This window comes from Streptomyces sp. NPDC005263, from assembly GCF_042872365.1.
GTDB lineage: Bacteria > Actinomycetota > Actinomycetes > Streptomycetales > Streptomycetaceae > Streptomyces.
In genome coordinates, this window is sequence record NZ_JBIAKJ010000004.1 from 125,987 (window position 1) to 142,960 (window position 16,974).

A 16,974-nucleotide genomic window follows, 5' to 3' on the forward strand; every position below is an offset into this window, starting at 1 on the left:
CTCGGTCGGACCGAGGATTCCCGGGCAGGGCGCAACAGCTCGAGTAGTGACCGAACTTCCTACCCAGAATGACCTGGGCGAGGTTCAGAGGGTCTGCGGCCGGTGCCGCACTCTCAGCGCTGTGGCGCTCCCCTGTCGGAATATGAAGATGTACCTACGATCGCCACACTACCGCTCGGTCGCGGCGAGCTGACCACACGCCCCGTCGATCTCCTGCCCACGGGTGTCCCGCACGGTGACCGGCACACCATGGGCGGCGATGGCCTCGACGAACGCCTTCTCGTCCTCGGGGCGGGAGGCGGTCCACTTCGACCCGGGCGTCGGGTTCAGCGGAATGAGGTTGACGTGCACGGGCTTGCCCCTGAGCAGCCGCCCGAGCCGGTCGCCCCGCCACGCCTGGTCGTTGATGTCCCGGATCAGCGCGTACTCGATGGACAACCGGCGCCCGGACCGCTCCGTGTACGCGAAGCCGGCGTCCAGCACCTCACGCACCTTCCACCGTGTGTTCACGGGGACGAGGGTGTCGCGCAGTTCGTCGTCGGGGGCGTGCAGCGAGATGGCGAGACGGCACTTGAAGCCCTCGTCGGTGAAACGGTTGATCGCCGGCACCAGTCCGACCGTCGAGACGGTGATCCCCCGCTGCGACAGCCCGAGCCCGTCCGGCTCGGGGTCGGTGAGCCGCCGGATGGCACCGACGACCCGGTTGTAGTTGGCGAGCGGCTCACCCATGCCCATGAACACGATGTTGCTCAGCCGGGCCGGGCCCCCGGGGATCTCGCCGTCCCTGAGCGCCCGCATGCCGTCCACGATCTGGTGCACGATCTCGGCGGTGGACAGGTTCCGGTCCAGCCCCGCCTGCCCGGTCGCGCAGAACGGGCAGTTCATCCCGCACCCCGCCTGCGAGCTGATGCACATGGTCACCCGGTCCGGGTAGCGCATCAGCACCGACTCGACGAGCGTCCCGTCGAACAGCCGCCACAGCGTCTTGCGGGTGGTGTCCTGGTCGGTCGACAGATGCCGCACGACCGACATCAACTCCGGAAGCAGCGCCTCCTGCAGCCGCCCGCGGGACCCGGCCGGGATGTCCGTCCACTCCTGCGGGTCGTGCGCGTACCGCGCGAAGTAGTGCTGCGACAGCTGCTTGGCACGAAACGGCTTCTCCCCCACAGCGACCACCACGTCTTTACGCTCGGCGGGCGTGAGGTCAGCGAGATGCCGCGGCGGCTTCTTGGCTCCGCGGGGGGCGACGAAAGTGAGTTCTCCGGGTGCAGGCATAACCCTCCCAGTGTCGCAGATCATCTCGGGCAGCCCAGGCCGGAGAGGGGTGGGGGTGGTCACCCCGTGGGGGGCTTTCGCTCACCTGAAGGTCGGCGGAGCGGCTTTGGGCTGGAGCTGCTTTGGCGAGTGATCATGGCCCGGATGCCCTTGTGCGGAAGCCGAAAGTGGCATCATCCTGCGATGAGCCTCACTGCGCGACAGCTCACCTTGGCCACCCTGGACCGTCAGCTCCTGCTCGAACGCCAACGCCTCGATGTGGCGGAGGCGATTCGCCGGGTCTGTGCTCTGCAGGCGCAGGCACCAGCGTCGCCGTACCTCGCGCTATGGAACCGGGTGCAGGACTTCGCTCCCGAGGATCTCGACGCGGCGTTCACAGACGGCCGGATCGTCAAGGCAACCCTCATGCGGATCACACTGCACGTCGTCCATGCCGAGGACTACGAGCCGTACCGCGCTGCCATGCTGAGCACTCTGCGGGCGTCGCGGTTGTACGACCGCCGTTTCACCGCGACAGGGCTGACCCCCGACGACGCCGACGCGCTGCTCCCGGAGCTCGCCGGGTTCCTGGAGCGGCCCCGCACCGGCGCCCAGGTGGAGGACGAGGTCACGGGGAGGCACGGCGAGCACGCACACCGCTTGTGGTGGGCGCTGCGCACGTTCGCGCCCGTGCATCATTCCCCGAGCGGCGGCCCGTGGTCGTTCACACAACCGAACACCTACCACGCCTCCCCAGCGGCCCCTTCGGCCGCGCCGCGGGAAGCCGCAGCCGGGGTCCAGCACCTGCTGCTCGGATACCTGCACGCGTTCGGGCCCGCGTCAGCCCAGGACTTCGCCCGGTTCACCCTGTTGACACGCACCGCGATAACCGAAGCCCTGCATGGACTCGGCGACCAGGTGGTCCGGGTTCCAGGCCCGGGCCGCTCCGCTCTGTTCGACCTGGCAGACGCTGCCGTGCCCGCCGAGGTTGCTGCCGATGTGGGACAGCACGCTGCTGGCTCACGCCGTCCCCGGGCGGCTCATGCCCCCGGAGTACCGTCCCCTGGTCGTACGGCGTAACGGAGATGTGCTTCCCTGCCTGCTCGTCGACGGACAGGTCGTCGGAGTGTGGCGCGCAGCCGACGACGGATTGGAACTGACCGCCTTCCACAAGCTCGGCAAGGCTGCGTGGCGCGGTCTGACCGAGGAGGCGGAAAAGCTGTCAGTGCTGCTCGCCGACCGCGATCCAGCCGTCTACCGGCGCTACGGGCACTGGTGGGACAAGGGATTTCCCGACGTCGAGCGGACGATCGTCAAGGGCTGACCTGGGTCGTGCCTGGTCGCTGCGGGGTTGTTGCGACCGCTCGGCGCCCCGGTGAGGTTGCCGGGGCGCCGAGCCGTCTGGCGGGTTTCCGAGGGAACGGCCGTTCAGGGGCGTTGCATCACACGGTCCACCACGCCGTGGGCGGCCACGTAGGACCACTGCTCGTAGGTCACCGCCCCTGCTTTGCGCTGGTCACGCGCGCCCAGGTACTGGTACGTCTTCGCGTCGAAGACCAGCACCCGTCCACCGTCCGCCCACGGAGTGCCGGCGGGGCCCACGTACTGGATGCCGATGCCCGGGCGGCCGCCCGCGTCCGTGTGGCCCGGCAGCACCTTGACCCCGGGGACGGTGGCGAGAGCCTCGAACGTCGCGGGGCGCAGCCCCTTGGGCAGGACGGGGTTGCGGAGCAGGCCTGAGAGGAGGAACTGGACCTGCGGCCACTCGTTTGCCCTCATCGGCCGGTCGTAGTTCGCCCGCCCGCCCCCGTCACGCAGCGCGATCGGAAGCTTGGCCGGATCGGTGGGCAGCTTCTTCAGCTGGGACCAGCGGCGCGGCGGCCAGTCGCCCTGACCCGGCTGGTACGGCGGGACCCACTGGGTGTGTTCGAGTTCGCTGACGTAGGACCGCTTGGAGCCGTCGACCGAGCTCCAGCTCTCATCGACGTACGTCCTGCTCCGGCCGCCTCCGACCGGGGTCTCCTTGACGATCTCCTTGGTGTAGACGAACTGGTCGTCGCGCGGTGCGAGCGGCTTTTCGAGCCGGCGTTCCTCGGCCGCCGCCCCCCGCAGCACGGTGGTCGCGCTCACCGTCTCGCTGCGAGGCGAGGTCCCCGTGTGCTGGGCGACCACCACGGTCGTGGTCACCGCCGCCGCGGCGACGGCGGCCACCGCGATCCGCAGCAGCGGACGGCGGGGAACGGTCGGGGAGGCGGCGGGAGCCTGCATCGCCTGGTACAGGCGGAAGCGGGCGCGGGCGCGGGCGGTGTCCGCCAGAGGCGGCGCGTCCTCGTCCCACTCCCTCAGGAGCTGGAGTTCATTCATCGTCGGATTCCTCTCGGAAAGCTGTCGGGTCGGATCCGCCCAATGCCTCACGAACCTTCCTGCGAGCCCTGTGCAGCCGTGACCGGACCGTCCCCACCGGCACCCCGAGGGCGCGTGCGACCTCCTCGTAGCCGAGGTCGGCCCAGGCGACCAGCAGCAGCACGTCCCGGTGGCGGGCGGGTAACCGGGCCAGCGCGCCCGCGAGTTCGCGGCGTACCGCCTGCGCGCTGACCCGCGCCGCCACCCGGTCCGCGACCGTCTCCTCCGCCTGGTCACCGGGGGCTCCCGAGGGCAGGCGTCCGAGCGCCTTCAGACGCCGGGCCTCGGCGCGCCGGTGGCGGCTTATGAGGTTGGTCGCGATTCCGAACAGCCACGGGCGGGCGTCGGCCAGCTCCGTGTTGTACCGGAAGCGCTGCTGGAACGCGGTGGTGAACGTCTCCGCCATCACGTCCTCGGCCGCCTCCGCACCGAGTCGGCGCACCGCGTATCGGTGTACCGAGTCGGCATGGCGGTCGAAGAGCACGGCGAATGCCTCGGGCTCGTCCCACGACCGTTCGACCACCGAGGCGTCACTGTCTTGCCCCACTCTGACGCCTGGTTCGACGGTCATCGGGGCTCCTTTCGTCGATTCACACGCTGCGAAGACTTGGGCTTTCACCCGTACTTCGCCGCTCGCGCGAATCCGGTTCCCCCCAACGCGCAGGGCCCCCGCCGAAGCGGGGGCCCACGAGAACGCCGTACGACGAACAGGTACAGCGGCGAACAGGTACTACGAGGTACTACGACGTACTACGCCGCCGTACGCCGACCGCCTACGGCCATCAGCCCGACCCGACGAAGATCACCAGCAGCAGCCACACCACCGGAGCCGTCGGCAGCAGTGAGTCCAGCCGGTCCATGATGCCGCCGTGACCCGGCAGCAGCGTGCCCATGTCCTTGATGCCCAGGTCCCGCTTGATCATCGACTCGCCGAGGTCGCCGAGCGTGGCGCTGGCCGCGACAGACAGGCCGAGCAGCAGCCCCTGCCACCAGATGCCGTCGTCGATCAGGAACTGCATGCACAGCGCGCCTGCCACCATCGCGAACGACACCGCGCCCAGCAGGCCCTCGCGGGTCTTGCCGGGGCTGATGCGCGGGGCGAGCTTGTGCTTGCCGAAGCGCCAGCCGATGGCGTACGCGCCGGTGTCGCTGACGACGGTCAGGAGCAGGAACGTCAGGACACGAAGCGGACCGTCGTCGGCGGTGAGCATCATGGCGACGAAGGTGGCCAGGAACGGGACGTAGAAGGCCGCGAAGACGCCCGCGGTGACGTCCCTGAGGTAGTTCTCCGGCGGTTCCGTCATCCGCCAGACCAGGACGGCCAGTGCGGTGAGCGCCATGGCGACCCAGGCGCCCTCGGCACCGCGGACGTAACCGGAGACGACCATGGCCGCGCCGCCGACCGCCAGCGGCACGAGGGGCGCCCTGATGTCCTTGCGTTCCTCCAGCCGACTGGTCAGCTCCCACAGGCCCACCACGACGGCGACCGCTATCACGCCGACGAACACGGCCTTGACGACGAAAAGCGAGGCGACGATCACCACACCGAGTCCGACGCCGACCCCTATGGCCGCACCCAGGTCACGGCCCGCGCTCTTCTTCTGCGGCGCGGACGCCGGCTGCGAGGCGTCGGGCATGGGCTCCGGATTCTGCGGCGCCGCCCCGTAGGGCGACGTCTGCGGCATGTCGTCGCGGAACGGGGGGCCGCCCGACCGAACGGCCCCCCGGTCGTCGTCCTGGTCACCGCCATACGCCGGTGGGTCGGGCACGATGGGCATGGGGCGAGTGTGCTGCGCGTCATGCGCATCGTACGTGGGACCCGCCGGGGCAGCCCTCTGGGCAGGCCCCTGGTCGGAGGGCCCCCAGTACCCGGTGTGTGGCGGCGCTCCCCAGGAAGAGTCGTTCATCAGACCTCGAGCAGCTCCGCTTCCTTGTGCTTGAGGAGCTCGTCCACCTGGGCGACGTACTTCGCGGTGGTGTCGTCGAGCTCCTTCTCCGCACGACGGCCCTCGTCCTCGCCGACCTCGCCGTCCTTGATCAGCTTGTCGATGGCGTCCTTGGCCTTGCGGCGGACGGAGCGGATGGACACCTTGGCGTCCTCGCCCTTGCTCTTGGCGACCTTGATGTACTCGCGGCGGCGTTCCTCGGTGAGCTCGGGGAACACCACACGGATGATGTTGCCGTCGTTGCTCGGGTTGACGCCCAGGTCGGAGTCGCGGATCGCCTGCTCGATGTTGCGCAGCGCGGTCTTGTCGAACGGGGTCACGACCGCCATGCGCGGCTCCGGCACGGAGAACGAAGCCAGCTGGTTGATCGGCGTCGGCGCGCCGTAGTAGTCGGCCACGATCTTGTTGAACATCGCCGGGTGCGCACGGCCGGTGCGGATCGCGGCGAAGTCCTCCTTGGCGACCACGACGGCCTTCTCCATCTTCTCCTCGGCCTCGAGGAGGGTCTCTTCGATCACCACTTGCTCCTGCGTGTCTTGAGTAGGCCCGGCTGCGGTTCCTTGGTGAGGGCGGCGGCCGGCTGCGTCGCGTCTTCTTCCTGCACGGTTCCCGACCGGCAGGACATTGTCCATCCCCCGGCTGGGGTCCGTCCCGTCCGTCCCCCGGACGGGGTGGGTCAACGGGTCGTCAGTCCCGGCTGCCCTGGTCACCCACAAGCGTGCCGATCTTCTCACCCTTGACGGCGCGGGCGATATTGCCCTCCGCCAGAAGCTCGAAGACCAGGATCGGGAGCTTGTTGTCGCGGCACAGTGTGACGGCGGTGGCGTCGGCGACCTTGAGGTCGCGGGTGATGACCTCGCCGTAGCCGAGGGCGTCGAACTTGACCGCGTCGGGGTTGGTCTTCGGGTCGGAGTCGTAGACCCCGTCCACGCCGTTCTTGCCCATCAGCAGCGCCTCGGCGTCGATCTCCAGGGCGCGCTGGGCGGCGGTGGTGTCGGTGGAGAAGTACGGCATGCCCATGCCGGCGCCGAAGATGACCACGCGGCCCTTCTCCAGATGGCGCACGGCACGCAGCGGGATGTACGGCTCGGCGACCTGCCCCATGGTGATGGCGGTCTGTACCCGTGACTGGATGCCCTCCTTCTCCAGGAAGTCCTGGAGAGCGAGGCAGTTCATGACGGTGCCGAGCATGCCCATGTAGTCGGAGCGGGCCCGGTCCATGCCGCGCTGCTGGAGCTCGGCACCGCGGAAGAAGTTGCCGCCGCCGATCACGACCGCGATCTCGGCGCCGTCCCGCACCACCGCCGCGATCTCTCGGGCGATCTTGTGCACCACGTCGGGGTCGACCCCCAGGCCGCCGCCGCCGGCGAAGGCCTCTCCGGACAGCTTCAGCAGAAACCGGCCGCTCACTTTGCCGTCGTCGCTCTTCTGGGCCTTGGTGGTCATGGAGATCCCGCCTCTTTCACGTGGTGCACATGCGAAGAAGGCCATTGCCGGTGGGGTGTCGTTCGCATCCCATGCGCGGCAATGGCCTCCTCGTCAGATCTGCTGTCGTCCCCCACGCACGCGTGCGTGGGAGCGTACGCGGACGACTTGCTACGACCTTATCGGGGTCGCGCGTCGATCGCGGTACGGACTCAGATGCCGACCTTGATGCGCGTGAAGCGCTTCAGGGTGACACCGGCCTCGTCCAGGACCTTCTGGACGGACTTCTTGTTGTCGAGCGCGTACGGCTGACCGAGCAGCGTGGCGTCCTTGAAGAAGCCGTTGACGCGACCCTCGACGATCTTCGGCAGCGCGGCCTCGGGCTTGCCCTCGGCGCGGGTGGTCTCCTCGGCGACACGACGCTCCGACTCGACGACCTCGGCCGGCACGTCCTCCTTGGAGAGGTACTTCGGCGCGAAGGCGGCGATGTGCTGGGCGACACCCTTGGCGATCTCGGCGTTGGGCTTGTCGAGCTCGACCAGGACACCGATCTGCGGGGGCAGGTCGGGCATCGTGCGGTGCATGTACGCCGTCACGTAGCCGTCAGCGAACTGCGCGAAGCGGTCCAGGACGATCTTCTCGCCCAGGTTGGCGTTGGCCTCGTCCACGAACGCCTGGACGGTCTTGCCGGCCTCGATCTCGGAGGCGAGCAGCGCCTCCAGGTCGGCCGGGGAGGACTTGGCGACGTGCTCGGCGATCGCGGTGGCGACGGCCTGGAACTTCTCACCCTTGGCGACGAAGTCCGTCTCGCACTTCAGCTCGACGATGACACCGGAGGAGTTGTCGTCGGCGATGATCGAGACCACGGCGCCGTTCTCGGCGGAGCGGCCCTCGCGCTTGGCGACGCCCTTCTGGCCCTTGATACGGAGCGCCTCGACGGCCTTGTCGACGCTGCCCTCGGCCTCGTCCAGCGCCTTCTTGCAGTCCATCATGCCGGCGCCGGTGAGCTCACGGAGCTTCTTGACGTCGGCGGCGGTGTAGTTCGCCATGATTCTGGAATCTCTCTCGAAGTCTGAAGATCTACGGGCCGGACGGCGGGGACGTTGTGGTCCCCGCCGTCCAGAACCCGAAGGTGGTGAGGGGTCAGGCCTGCTCGGCGTCCGCGGCGGGAGCCTCAGCGGCGGGGGCCTCGGCGGCCGGAGCCTCGGCAGCGGGAGCCTCAGCAGCAGCCTCGGCCGGCTTCTCGGCCTCGGCGGGCTTCTCGGCCTCGGCGGCGGCCGGAGCCTCAGCCTCGTCGGCCTTCTTCTCGCCCTCGAGCAGGTCGCGCTCCCACGCGGCCAGCGGCTCGCCCGCGGCCTTGTCGCCCTTGCCCTCGGTGGCGACACCGGAGCGGGAGATGAGGCCCTCGGCGACCGCGTCCGCGATCACCCGGGTGAGCAGCGTGACGGAGCGGATCGCGTCGTCGTTGCCCGGGATCTTGTAGTCGACCTCGTCGGGGTCGCAGTTGGTGTCGAGGATCGCGACGACCGGGATGTTGAGCTTCCGGGCCTCGCCGACCGCGATGTGCTCCTTCTTGGTGTCCACGATCCAGACGGCGCTGGGCACCTTCTGCATCTCGCGGATACCACCGAGGGTCTTCTCCAGCTTGGCCTTCTCGCGCGAGAGCACGAGAAGCTCCTTCTTGGTGAGACCCGACGCGGCGACGTCGTCGAAGTCGATCTGCTCGAGCTCCTTGAGGCGCTGCAGACGCTTGTAGACGGTCGAGAAGTTGGTGAGCATGCCGCCCAGCCAGCGCTGGTTGACGAAGGGCATGCCGACGCGGGTCGCCTGCTCGGCGATGGCCTCCTGCGCCTGCTTCTTCGTGCCGACGAACATGACCGTGCCGCCGTGGGCGACGGTCTCCTTGACGAACTCGTAGGCGCGGTCGATGTACGACAGCGACTGGAGCAGGTCGATGATGTAGATGCCGTTGCGCTCCGTGAAGATGAAGCGCTTCATCTTCGGGTTCCAACGACGGGTCTGGTGACCGAAGTGGACGCCGCTTTCCAGCAGCTCCCGCATCGTGACGACGGCCATGGCCGTTCTCCTTGAGTTTCTCGGTTGTGCCGCGGGTGCCGGATAGCTCCCGCGCCTGACGCCCGCGTGCGCCGTGCCGCAAAGGACCGAGTAGCGCTGACACCGGCCGGAAACCGGCTTGATGTCGGGGCGTGCGAAGTCGACCCGGTGACCCGGATCGCCACAAGAAGTGTACGGGACCCGCGACCCCCCGGGTGACGCCTCTGTCCACAACCGCTCAGTGGTCCACAGGACAAGGCCACCGACAGGGCGGATACGAGACGGTTCAGGCATGCGAGCGAAACGAAATGCGGGCACATCGACGGATACATGGGCAGATAAGTGGGCCGATACGTGGATGGACACGTGGAGCGGTACATGGCTGAGGTTTCTGGGACTGCTGGGATCGCTGGCGCTGCTCACGGCGACCTTGCAGGTCTCCTCGGCCGGGCCCGGCGACCGTCCGATCACCCTCGCCCCGGCGGCCACGGACACGTCGGTACCGTCTCTCGGCCGCGTCTGGCCCGTGGGCAACCGTCCTGCGGTCCTGCGTGCCTGGGAGCCCCCGGCGACGACCTACGGTCGCGGCCACCGGGGCGTCGACCTGTCCGCTCCGCCCGGTGCTCCGGTGCGGGCGGTGGCCGCGGGCCGGGTGTCCTTCGCGGGGCGGGTCGCGGGCAAGGGGGTCGTCTCGGTGGAACTGGCCGGGACCGGCGATCCTCCGCTCCGGACGACGTACGAGCCGGTCCGGGCGTCGGTGAAGAAGGGTGAGGAGGTGACCGCGGGCGCGATCCTGGGCACGGTGGAGCCTACGGGCTCCCACTGCACGACCCCGTGCGTCCACTGGGGCCTGCGACGCGCCGAGACCTACCTGGACCCCCTGTCACTGCTCCCACCATGGCTCCTGAGCCATGGCCCCTCACGACTACTGCCGGTGATCGGCGTACCTGTGCCGTCGTAGTCGGCGGGGGCGTACCGACGGCCGCAGGCCGTAGTGGGTGATGGCCGTAGTGGGTGATGGCCGTACGGGAGTGGGGCGCTCGCCGCCGAATTCAGCCCTGTACCCCCCGCAGAGCCATGTCCACCGCGGCCTCCGTGATCACCGCGGGTTCCTCCGCGACCCCCAGCTCGATCCGCCGCACGGCCGCGTCCACGATCCCCTGCAACATCATCGCCGCCATCCGGGGCTGCGCGTGCCCCATCTCCGCCAGTGCCTCGACGATCAGCGCGACCAGCCCCCCGTGAGCGGCCCGGATCTTCTCCCGGGCACCCGCGTCCAGCTCACTCGCGGAGATCGCCACCACGGCGCGGTGCCGCCGGTCCCCGACCAGCGCCAGTTGCCGGCGCACATACGCCTCGACCTTCGCCTCCGGGCTGTCCGCCGCGGACATCGCCGCCGACACCTCCGCCGCCCAGACGGGAAAGTCGACCGCGCACAGTTCCTCGACCACGGCGGCCCGCGAACGGAAGTACTCGTACACGGACGACCTCGCGAGGCCGGTTTTCTCGGCGAGAGCGGGGAAGGTCAGCGCCTCCGTCCCACCCTCGGACAACAGGGAACGAGCCGCGTCCAGCAGGGCGGCTCGCTGCATCGACCGGTGCTCGGCCACGGAGGCCGCTCGAATCCTTGGCACGTGAACCACTGTACGGACGGACCACCCCCGACGGGAGTGCGCGCCCCGCCCGGTCGGCGTTCGCCCACGTCAACGACCGAAGCCGGCCAGTTTCGCCCGCAACTGAAGCACCGACTTGGTGTGAATCTGACTGACCCGGCTCTCGGTCACACCCAGCACGTTCCCGATCTCCGCGAGCGTGAGCCCCTCGTAGTAGTACAGCGTCACCACGGTCTTCTCCCGCTCGGGCAGGGTGTTGATCGCCCGCGCCAGGAAACGCCGCAGCTCCCGGTCCTCGGCCACCTCGACGGGGTTGTCGGCGGCCGTGTCCTCCAGCGTGTCCATGAGGCTCAGCCGGTCGCCGCCCTCGCCGCCGACATGCAGCAGCTCCTCCAGGGCCACCACGTTCGCCAGCGACAACTGGCTGAAGACGGCATGGAGATCGTCCACCGCGATCCCCATCTCGGCGGCCACTTCGCTCTCGCTCGGCGTCCGTCTGAGCCGCGCCTCCAGCGTCGCGTACGCCCGCTCGACGTTCCGCGCCTTCTGCCGCACCGACCGCGGGATCCAGTCCAGTGCCCGCAGCTCGTCGATCATCGCGCCCCGGATCCGGGTGATCGCGTACGTCTCGAACTTGATCTCCCGGTCGATGTCGAACTTCTCGATCGCGTCGATCAGTCCGAAGACCCCGGAGGACACGAAGTCCGCCTGCTCCACGTTGGGCGGCAGGCCTACGCTCACCCGCCCCGCCACGTACTTCACGAGCGGCGAGTAGTGCAGGATCAGCTGCTCGCGTAAGCGCTCGTCGCCCGTCGCCTTGTAGGACCGCCACAGCTCGTCGAGCGTCGAGGGAGCGGGCGGCCGCACGCTGCCACCCTCGCGGGCGGCTGGGGGGATCGCCGCCCGGTCGGACCCGGAGGTGTGCTGGGGCATTCGTCGCCTTGTACCGTTCTGCCGTGAAGTGGTGCTGCCTGGGTGAGCTGTCGGTCTGATGCCGAGTTGCCGGTCTGCGTCGGAATCCTGGTGAGCGTAGCGTGACTGAAGTGTCGCGGTGCGCGAAGGACATCGCCCGGTCCATGCGCAGATACGTTCCGCGAACACTCCGCCGCGTCGTATCCATCGCTCTGCGTGAAGGCGGCAGCGGGCCAACTGCGGGAATCGGCAAGGGGTTCAGGGTTCCCCCGGGCGGCCGAACACACTCGGTCAGCACCCATGTCGACCACCGCGTACGGAGATCATCGACTGGCGTGTCAACTTCCAGCCGTCGCCATGTCGTTCGACGTAACCCAGTGCTCGGAGTTCGTACAGTCTCGCGATCGCGTCGTCCGAGGTGGTCTGCGCGCCGCGTGCGATCTCGTCGGCCGTCGCCGCGCCGCGCCCCGGCAGAGCAGCCAGGACCCTGCGAGCGGCGGCGTCGAGGAGATCACGCGGCAGCACGGGCCCGCGCCGGTCCGGGGCCAGCTCCCCCATGTCACCGACCAGTTCGACCACTTCCGCCGCGTCGGTGACCAGCACCGCGTCCTGGCGCAGGAGCTCGTGCACACCTGCGGACAGACCGCTGGTGACCGGTCCCGGCACGCCCATGGTGTGCCGACCCAGACGCTGCGCCGCCCGCGCGGTGACCAGGGAACCGCTCCGATAGGCGGCCTCGACGACCACGGTGCCCCGGGTGAGCGCGGCGATCACCCGGTTCCGCAGCACGAACCTGCTCGGCGTCGGATGTTCCCCGGGCGGCAACTCCCCCACCACCAGGCCCTGTTCCGCGATCCTGGTGATCAACTGGGCGTGTCCGCGCGGGTAGGGCCGGTCGACTCCGCAGGCCAGCACGGCGACGGTGGCGCCGCCGGCGCCGAGGGCACCCCGGTGGGCGGCGCCGTCGACCCCGTAGGCCCCACCGGACACCACGACCCAGCCGCGCTCGGCGAGGCCGGCGGCGAGCGTGGCCGACATGTGGGCGCCGTACTCGGTGCAGGCACGGGCGCCGACCACGGCCACCGATCTGAGCGCCCACATCCTGAGGTTGGGCAGCCCGCGCACCCACAGCCCGAGGGGCCGCGCGTCCCCGAGATCGTCGAGTTGCCCCGGCCACTCGGCGTCACCCGGGCCGATGAACCGCACCCCACGCTCCCGGGCCGCTGCGAGGTCCTGCCGGGGTTCGGCCCGCCCGGCCCTGGCCAGCAACCCGGCCCACCGCTTGCCGCTCACCCCGGGCAGCGCCTCCCCGCCCTCCCTGAGCCTTCTCGCCACCTCGTCCGCCCCGAACTCCCGCACCCACCGTCCGGCGATCTCGTCACCCGGCTCGATGACACGGGTGAGGAACACCCGGTCGACCCGTCCGCCGCCCGGATCGTCGTCGACGCTCATGTCAGCGCCCCGAGGGCCATGGGCACGCCGCGTGGAACGCCGGTCCGCAGCTGCAGGGCCAGGGCGACGTCCGTCGCGTCGGGTCGGTCGTGTCCCACCAGGTCCGCGACGGTCCAGGCCACCCGCAGGACTCGGTCGAGCCCGCGCGCGGTCAGTACGCCCCGCTCCAGGTTCCGCTCCGCCTCGTCCATGGCACCGGCCCTGGCATACCAGCGGCCGCGCAGCTCCCGCCCGGGCACCTCGCTGTTGGTGCGCCAGGGAGTGTCCGCCAGCCGGGCCAACGCCCGCGCCCTGGCGCCCCGGACCCGGTCGGCCACGGTCGCCGTGGACTCCCCCCGGGCATCGCGCCCGGTCAGCTCGGCGCGGGTGACACGGTCCACCTCGACCCGGAGGTCGACCCGGTCGAGCAGCGGGCCCGACAGCCGGGCCTGGTAGCGCCGGATCGCCGAGGGCAGGCACTCGCACATGTCGTCCGTCTGGGAGAAGCGTCCGCAGGGGCAGGGATTGGCGGCGAGCACCATCAGGAACTTCGCCGGGAAGCGCACCACCCCCGCACTGCGCGCGATCACCACGTGCCCCGCCTCCAGGGGCTGCCGCAGGGCATCCAGAGCCCTGCTGTTGAATTCGGGCGTTTCATCAAGAAATAAGACACCGCGGTGGGAGAGCGAGACCGCTCCGGGGCGCGCGACGCCCTGACCGCCGCCGACCAGGGCCTGCATCGTGGCCGAGTGATGCGGGGCGCAGTAGGGGGCGACATCGACCAGGGGCTTGCCCGGCGGCAGCAAGCCCGCCACCGAGTGCACCGCCGTGACCTCCAGGGACTCCTCCCGGCTGAGCCGGGGCAGGATCGCGGGCAGCCGCTCCGCCAGCATCGTCTTGCCGGCCCCGGGCGGGCCGGACAGGAAGAGGTGATGTCCGCCCGCGGCGGCGACCTCCACCGCCGTGCGCGCCGACATCTGGCCCACCACGTCGGCGAGGTCGTGGCCGTGGTCGAGTTGGCCGGCCCCCATGCTGTGCATCCCGGTGGCCGCGCCGGTGCCCGGCATCCGCAGTCCGGCGAGCAGCGGGTCCGGGCGGCCCGTCTCGTCCGGTTCCTCCTCGGGCACGGGCTCGTCCGCGAGGACCGCGATCAGCTGCCGCAGACTGCGCACCCCGAGCACCGACACCCCCGGCACCAGGGCCGCCTCGGTGGCTGCGCACTCGGGCACGACCACCTGCTCGTAGCCGGCGTCGGCCGCGGCCAGCACCGCCGGGAGGATGCCCCGGACCGGCCGCACCCGTCCGTCCAGGCCCAGCTCCCCGATCATCACGATGTCGGCGAGCACGCGCGGATCGATCCGCTCGGCGGCGCCGAGAACGGCGCAGGCCACGGCGAGATCGAACCCGGATCCCGCCTTCGGCACCGATGCGGGACTGAGCCCCACCGTCAGTTTCTTCTGCGGCCATTCGCCGCCGGAATTCACCACCGCGGCCCTGACCCGGTCACGGCTCTCGGTCAGGCTCTTGTCCGGCAGCCCCACCAGGGTGAACGCCGCGACCCCCGGTTCGAGATCAGCCTGGACCTCGACCACCACGCCCTCGACGCCCACCAGTGCCACCGCGCAGGTCCGTGCGAACCCCATCTCAGGCCACCCCCCGGACGTGCTCGACGACGGGTGCGCCACGGCTGGGCAGGACGACGCCCACCAGGTCGATGCGGACGCCTCCGGGTGGCGCTCCGCCGTGGGCGTGGATCCAGCGCTCCGCGAGATGGCGCAGCCGCTCCGCCTTGTCGGGGGTCACCGCGGACATCGGATGCTCGAAGAGCCCCGCTCGCCGCGTCTTGACCTCACAGACGACCAGGGTGTCGCCGTCCCGGGCCACGATGTCGATCTCGCCGGTCCTGCCGCAGCGCCAGTTGCGCTGCAGGACCGTCATCCCGGCCTCCACCAGCCGCCGTGCGGCCAGCGTCTCGCCGTACCTGCCGAGTGCGCTGCGCGCCTGATGCGTGCTGCCGCGCGCCTGGCGCGTCTTGACGCCTGCCTGATGCATGTTGCCGCGTGCCTGATGCGTGTTCATGTCGGCACCACCTCCGGCACCAACCGTCACGCACACACACCGGAAGAGTTGATCTTGGTGGGCTACTCACCGGTTGTGGAAAACTCCGCCACCCCCACGGGGGACGATCACCCGCCGGGCAGCTCCAGATCGCTCTTGTTCAGCTCCTCGATGTTCACGTCCTTGAACGTGAGGACGCGGACCTGCTTCACGAAACGGGCCGGCCGGTACATGTCCCACACCCAGGCATCCGCCATGGACACCTCGAAGAACACCTCGCCCTGCACCGAGTGCACCTGCATCTCGTAGTCGTTGGTGAGGTAGAAGCGCCGTTCGGTCTCGATCACGTATTTGAACAGACCGACGACATCGCGGTACTCCCGGTAGAGCTTGAGCTCCATCTCGGTCTCGTACTTCTCGAGGTCCTCGGCGCTCATGGCATGTTCCCCTTCAGCCGTGCGATCCCACCATTGTGCGCCAGTCCCGCGAGCCCCTAGGCGATTTCGGTGTCCAGGGTCACGGGCCCGGCCGGGGGACCTTCGTCGAGCAGCCTCTGGAGCAGCTCGGCGAGTCTGGTCGGATACACCGTCTCATGTGCCTGGCTCAGTTCCCCACACGTCCACCAGCGCGCTCCGGCGACGCTGCGCCGCTCCAGCTCGGTCAGGCCGGTCGCCCGGGTGACCGTCTGGGTGGTACGGGCCAGGTAGTACCACTCGTCCTGGTCCCAGCGGCGGCCCGCGAACGGGAAGGAGCACATCCGCCGCCACAGCACCGGGCCGAGCTCGACCTCGGTGATGCCGGTCTCCTCGACGAGTTCCCTGAGCGCGGCTTCCTCACGAGTCTCGTCGCCCTCCAGACCGCCGCCCGGCGTGAACCACCAGTCGTCGGCCGGATCGTCCGGCTCGTGGCCGTGCAGGAGCAGGATGCGGTCGCTCGGGTCGAGCAGCACCACCCGGGCCACCTTGCGCAGCCCGCCCTCCTCCGCGGCCTCGGGGAAGCCTTCGTGCGCCGCCTCGGGGAAACCGTCGCCCGCCGCCTCAGCGGGCACCGGCCGGCTCCGTCCGGGTCCGCGAGCGGCCGCCCGTCCGTTTGGCGATCGGGCCGTACGCGCCACCGCCGAGGACGAGCACCCCGCCGACGACGATCAGGACGAGGATCGTCCGAAGCGGCCCCGGCGTGGACAGCGCGCCGAGCGTCTCGAAGCCGGTGGGCCGCTCCAGCATGCCGTCCATGGGCCACACGACGGCGTCCACCCGGGCGGTCACGGCGTTCTGCGACACCGTGCCCCGGGCGGCGTCCGTGAGGTGGGCCGTGGAGTCCAGGGAGCCCTCGCGCTCGTCACCGAGGAGGAAGAGCCGACCCTTCGGCACGGTCACCTCCGGGAAGTTCGTGCTCTCGGCGACACTGCCCGCCGGCAGATACGGTTCATCGATCTGCTTGCCGTTGACGGTGAGCTTGCCCTCGGTGCAGCAGGACACCGTGTCCCCGCCGACGGCGACCACGCGCTTGACCACCAGGGCGTTGCTCACCCAGGACGTGTCCTTGAAGACGACGACGTCGCCACGGCGTATCTCGCCACCGTCGATCCGCTGGGCCAGGACCCGGTTCCCGGCGTTGATCGTCGGCGTCATCGAGCTGGTGGGCACGGTGTACGGCCGGTAGACCACCACTCCCCAGCCGAATCCCGCCAGGAACATCACCAGGCCCAGTGCGACGGCCACTCCGGACAGTCGCTGTCCGGTCCGGCTGCCCACCGGGCCGGTTGCTGTGCCGCCGCTGCGCGGGGCCGTACGCGTCGTGCTCTCGCCACCCATGGGTCCGCACCCTACCCGGCGGTACCTGACGTGGTCAGCCCTTGCGGCCCGACCAAGGTCATC

General features: G+C 70.1%; 17 protein-coding genes, 1 pseudogene and 1 riboswitch. Of the genes and pseudogenes, 2 read left to right on the forward strand and 16 right to left on the reverse strand.

Going from position 1 to position 16,974, the window contains the following annotated elements; genetic code table 11:
- Positions 1 to 38: 38 nt before the first annotated feature.
- Positions 39 to 144, reverse strand: a riboswitch (TPP riboswitch).
- Positions 145 to 168: 24 nt separating this feature from the next.
- The gene (rlmN, locus tag ACFYRY_RS19100) at positions 169 to 1,275 is read right to left on the reverse strand and encodes a 23S rRNA (adenine(2503)-C(2))-methyltransferase RlmN (protein ID WP_389146586.1); all 1,107 of its coding nucleotides are present in this window, start codon (positions 1,273 to 1,275) and stop codon (positions 169 to 171) included.
- Between the two features lie 183 nt (positions 1,276 to 1,458).
- On the opposite strand from rlmN, the pseudogene ACFYRY_RS19105 reads away from it, so the two are divergent.
- Positions 1,459 to 2,578 (forward strand): annotated as a pseudogene (locus ACFYRY_RS19105) (winged helix DNA-binding domain-containing protein).
- Between the two features lie 104 nt (positions 2,579 to 2,682).
- On the opposite strand, the gene ACFYRY_RS19110 reads toward ACFYRY_RS19105, so the two are convergent.
- The 7 genes from ACFYRY_RS19110 to rpsB form a co-directional block, all read right to left on the reverse strand.
- A complete protein-coding gene (locus ACFYRY_RS19110; RefSeq protein WP_389146589.1) occupies positions 2,683 to 3,618 on the reverse strand; it encodes a CU044_5270 family protein in 936 nt (311 codons plus the stop codon).
- Positions 3,611 to 4,228: an RNA polymerase sigma factor gene (locus ACFYRY_RS19115; protein WP_389146592.1), complete on the reverse strand. Its 618-nt coding sequence runs from the start codon at positions 4,226 to 4,228 to the stop codon at positions 3,611 to 3,613. Before ACFYRY_RS19115 ends, ACFYRY_RS19110 begins: the two co-directional genes overlap by 8 nt.
- Positions 4,229 to 4,439: 211 nt before the next feature.
- Complete coding sequence (locus ACFYRY_RS19120; RefSeq protein ID WP_389146595.1) at positions 4,440 to 5,564, reverse strand: phosphatidate cytidylyltransferase; 1,125 nt, start codon at positions 5,562 to 5,564, stop codon at positions 4,440 to 4,442.
- The gene (gene frr / locus ACFYRY_RS19125) at positions 5,564 to 6,121 is read right to left on the reverse strand and encodes a ribosome recycling factor (RefSeq protein ID WP_031138209.1); all 558 of its coding nucleotides are present in this window, start codon (positions 6,119 to 6,121) and stop codon (positions 5,564 to 5,566) included. The genes ACFYRY_RS19120 and frr overlap by 1 nt, the downstream gene beginning before the upstream one ends.
- Before the next feature lie 169 nt (positions 6,122 to 6,290).
- Positions 6,291 to 7,049 (reverse strand): UMP kinase, encoded by a 759-nt coding sequence (gene pyrH / locus ACFYRY_RS19130; protein WP_356767430.1) that lies wholly within the window; start codon positions 7,047 to 7,049, stop codon positions 6,291 to 6,293.
- A gap of 191 nt (positions 7,050 to 7,240) precedes the next feature.
- Positions 7,241 to 8,077: a translation elongation factor Ts gene (gene tsf / locus ACFYRY_RS19135; RefSeq protein ID WP_389146598.1), complete on the reverse strand. Its 837-nt coding sequence runs from the start codon at positions 8,075 to 8,077 to the stop codon at positions 7,241 to 7,243.
- 94 nt (positions 8,078 to 8,171) lie between these two features.
- Positions 8,172 to 9,104 carry a 30S ribosomal protein S2 gene (gene rpsB / locus ACFYRY_RS19140; RefSeq protein WP_389146600.1) on the reverse strand — a complete coding sequence of 311 codons (933 nt, stop codon included), beginning with the start codon at positions 9,102 to 9,104 and terminating at the stop codon, positions 8,172 to 8,174.
- Between the two features lie 337 nt (positions 9,105 to 9,441).
- Here rpsB and ACFYRY_RS19145 point away from each other — a divergent pair, with 337 nt between their 5' ends.
- The gene (locus ACFYRY_RS19145; protein ID WP_389146603.1) at positions 9,442 to 10,044 is read left to right on the forward strand and encodes a murein hydrolase activator EnvC family protein; all 603 of its coding nucleotides are present in this window, start codon (positions 9,442 to 9,444) and stop codon (positions 10,042 to 10,044) included.
- 91 nt (positions 10,045 to 10,135) lie between these two features.
- Here ACFYRY_RS19145 and ACFYRY_RS19150 read toward each other — a convergent pair whose 3' ends face one another.
- The 8 genes from ACFYRY_RS19150 to lepB all read right to left on the reverse strand — a co-directional run bounded on the left by ACFYRY_RS19150 (position 10,136) and on the right by lepB (position 16,911).
- A complete protein-coding gene (locus ACFYRY_RS19150) occupies positions 10,136 to 10,693 on the reverse strand; it encodes a TetR/AcrR family transcriptional regulator (protein WP_389148339.1) in 558 nt (185 codons plus the stop codon).
- A 93-nt stretch (positions 10,694 to 10,786) separates the two neighbouring features.
- Positions 10,787 to 11,629, reverse strand: a complete 843-nt coding sequence (gene whiG / locus ACFYRY_RS19155; protein ID WP_389146606.1) for an RNA polymerase sigma factor WhiG — start codon at positions 11,627 to 11,629, stop codon at positions 10,787 to 10,789.
- A 270-nt stretch (positions 11,630 to 11,899) separates the two neighbouring features.
- Positions 11,900 to 13,060 (reverse strand): DNA-processing protein DprA, encoded by a 1,161-nt coding sequence (gene dprA, locus ACFYRY_RS19160; protein ID WP_389146609.1) that lies wholly within the window; start codon positions 13,058 to 13,060, stop codon positions 11,900 to 11,902.
- Positions 13,057 to 14,682 carry a YifB family Mg chelatase-like AAA ATPase gene (locus ACFYRY_RS19165; RefSeq protein WP_389146612.1) on the reverse strand — a complete coding sequence of 542 codons (1,626 nt, stop codon included), beginning with the start codon at positions 14,680 to 14,682 and terminating at the stop codon, positions 13,057 to 13,059. The genes dprA and ACFYRY_RS19165 overlap by 4 nt, the downstream gene beginning before the upstream one ends.
- 1 nt (position 14,683) lies before the next feature.
- A complete protein-coding gene (locus ACFYRY_RS19170; protein WP_389146615.1) occupies positions 14,684 to 15,148 on the reverse strand; it encodes a YraN family protein in 465 nt (154 codons plus the stop codon).
- Positions 15,149 to 15,225: 77 nt separating this feature from the next.
- Positions 15,226 to 15,534, reverse strand: a complete 309-nt coding sequence (locus tag ACFYRY_RS19175) for a DUF2469 domain-containing protein (RefSeq protein ID WP_003965949.1) — start codon at positions 15,532 to 15,534, stop codon at positions 15,226 to 15,228.
- Between the two features lie 56 nt (positions 15,535 to 15,590).
- Positions 15,591 to 16,145 (reverse strand): NUDIX hydrolase, encoded by a 555-nt coding sequence (locus ACFYRY_RS19180; RefSeq protein WP_389146618.1) that lies wholly within the window; start codon positions 16,143 to 16,145, stop codon positions 15,591 to 15,593.
- Positions 16,135 to 16,911 (reverse strand): signal peptidase I, encoded by a 777-nt coding sequence (lepB, locus tag ACFYRY_RS19185; RefSeq protein ID WP_389146620.1) that lies wholly within the window; start codon positions 16,909 to 16,911, stop codon positions 16,135 to 16,137. Before lepB ends, ACFYRY_RS19180 begins: the two co-directional genes overlap by 11 nt.
- Between the last annotated feature and the right edge of the window lie 63 nt (positions 16,912 to 16,974).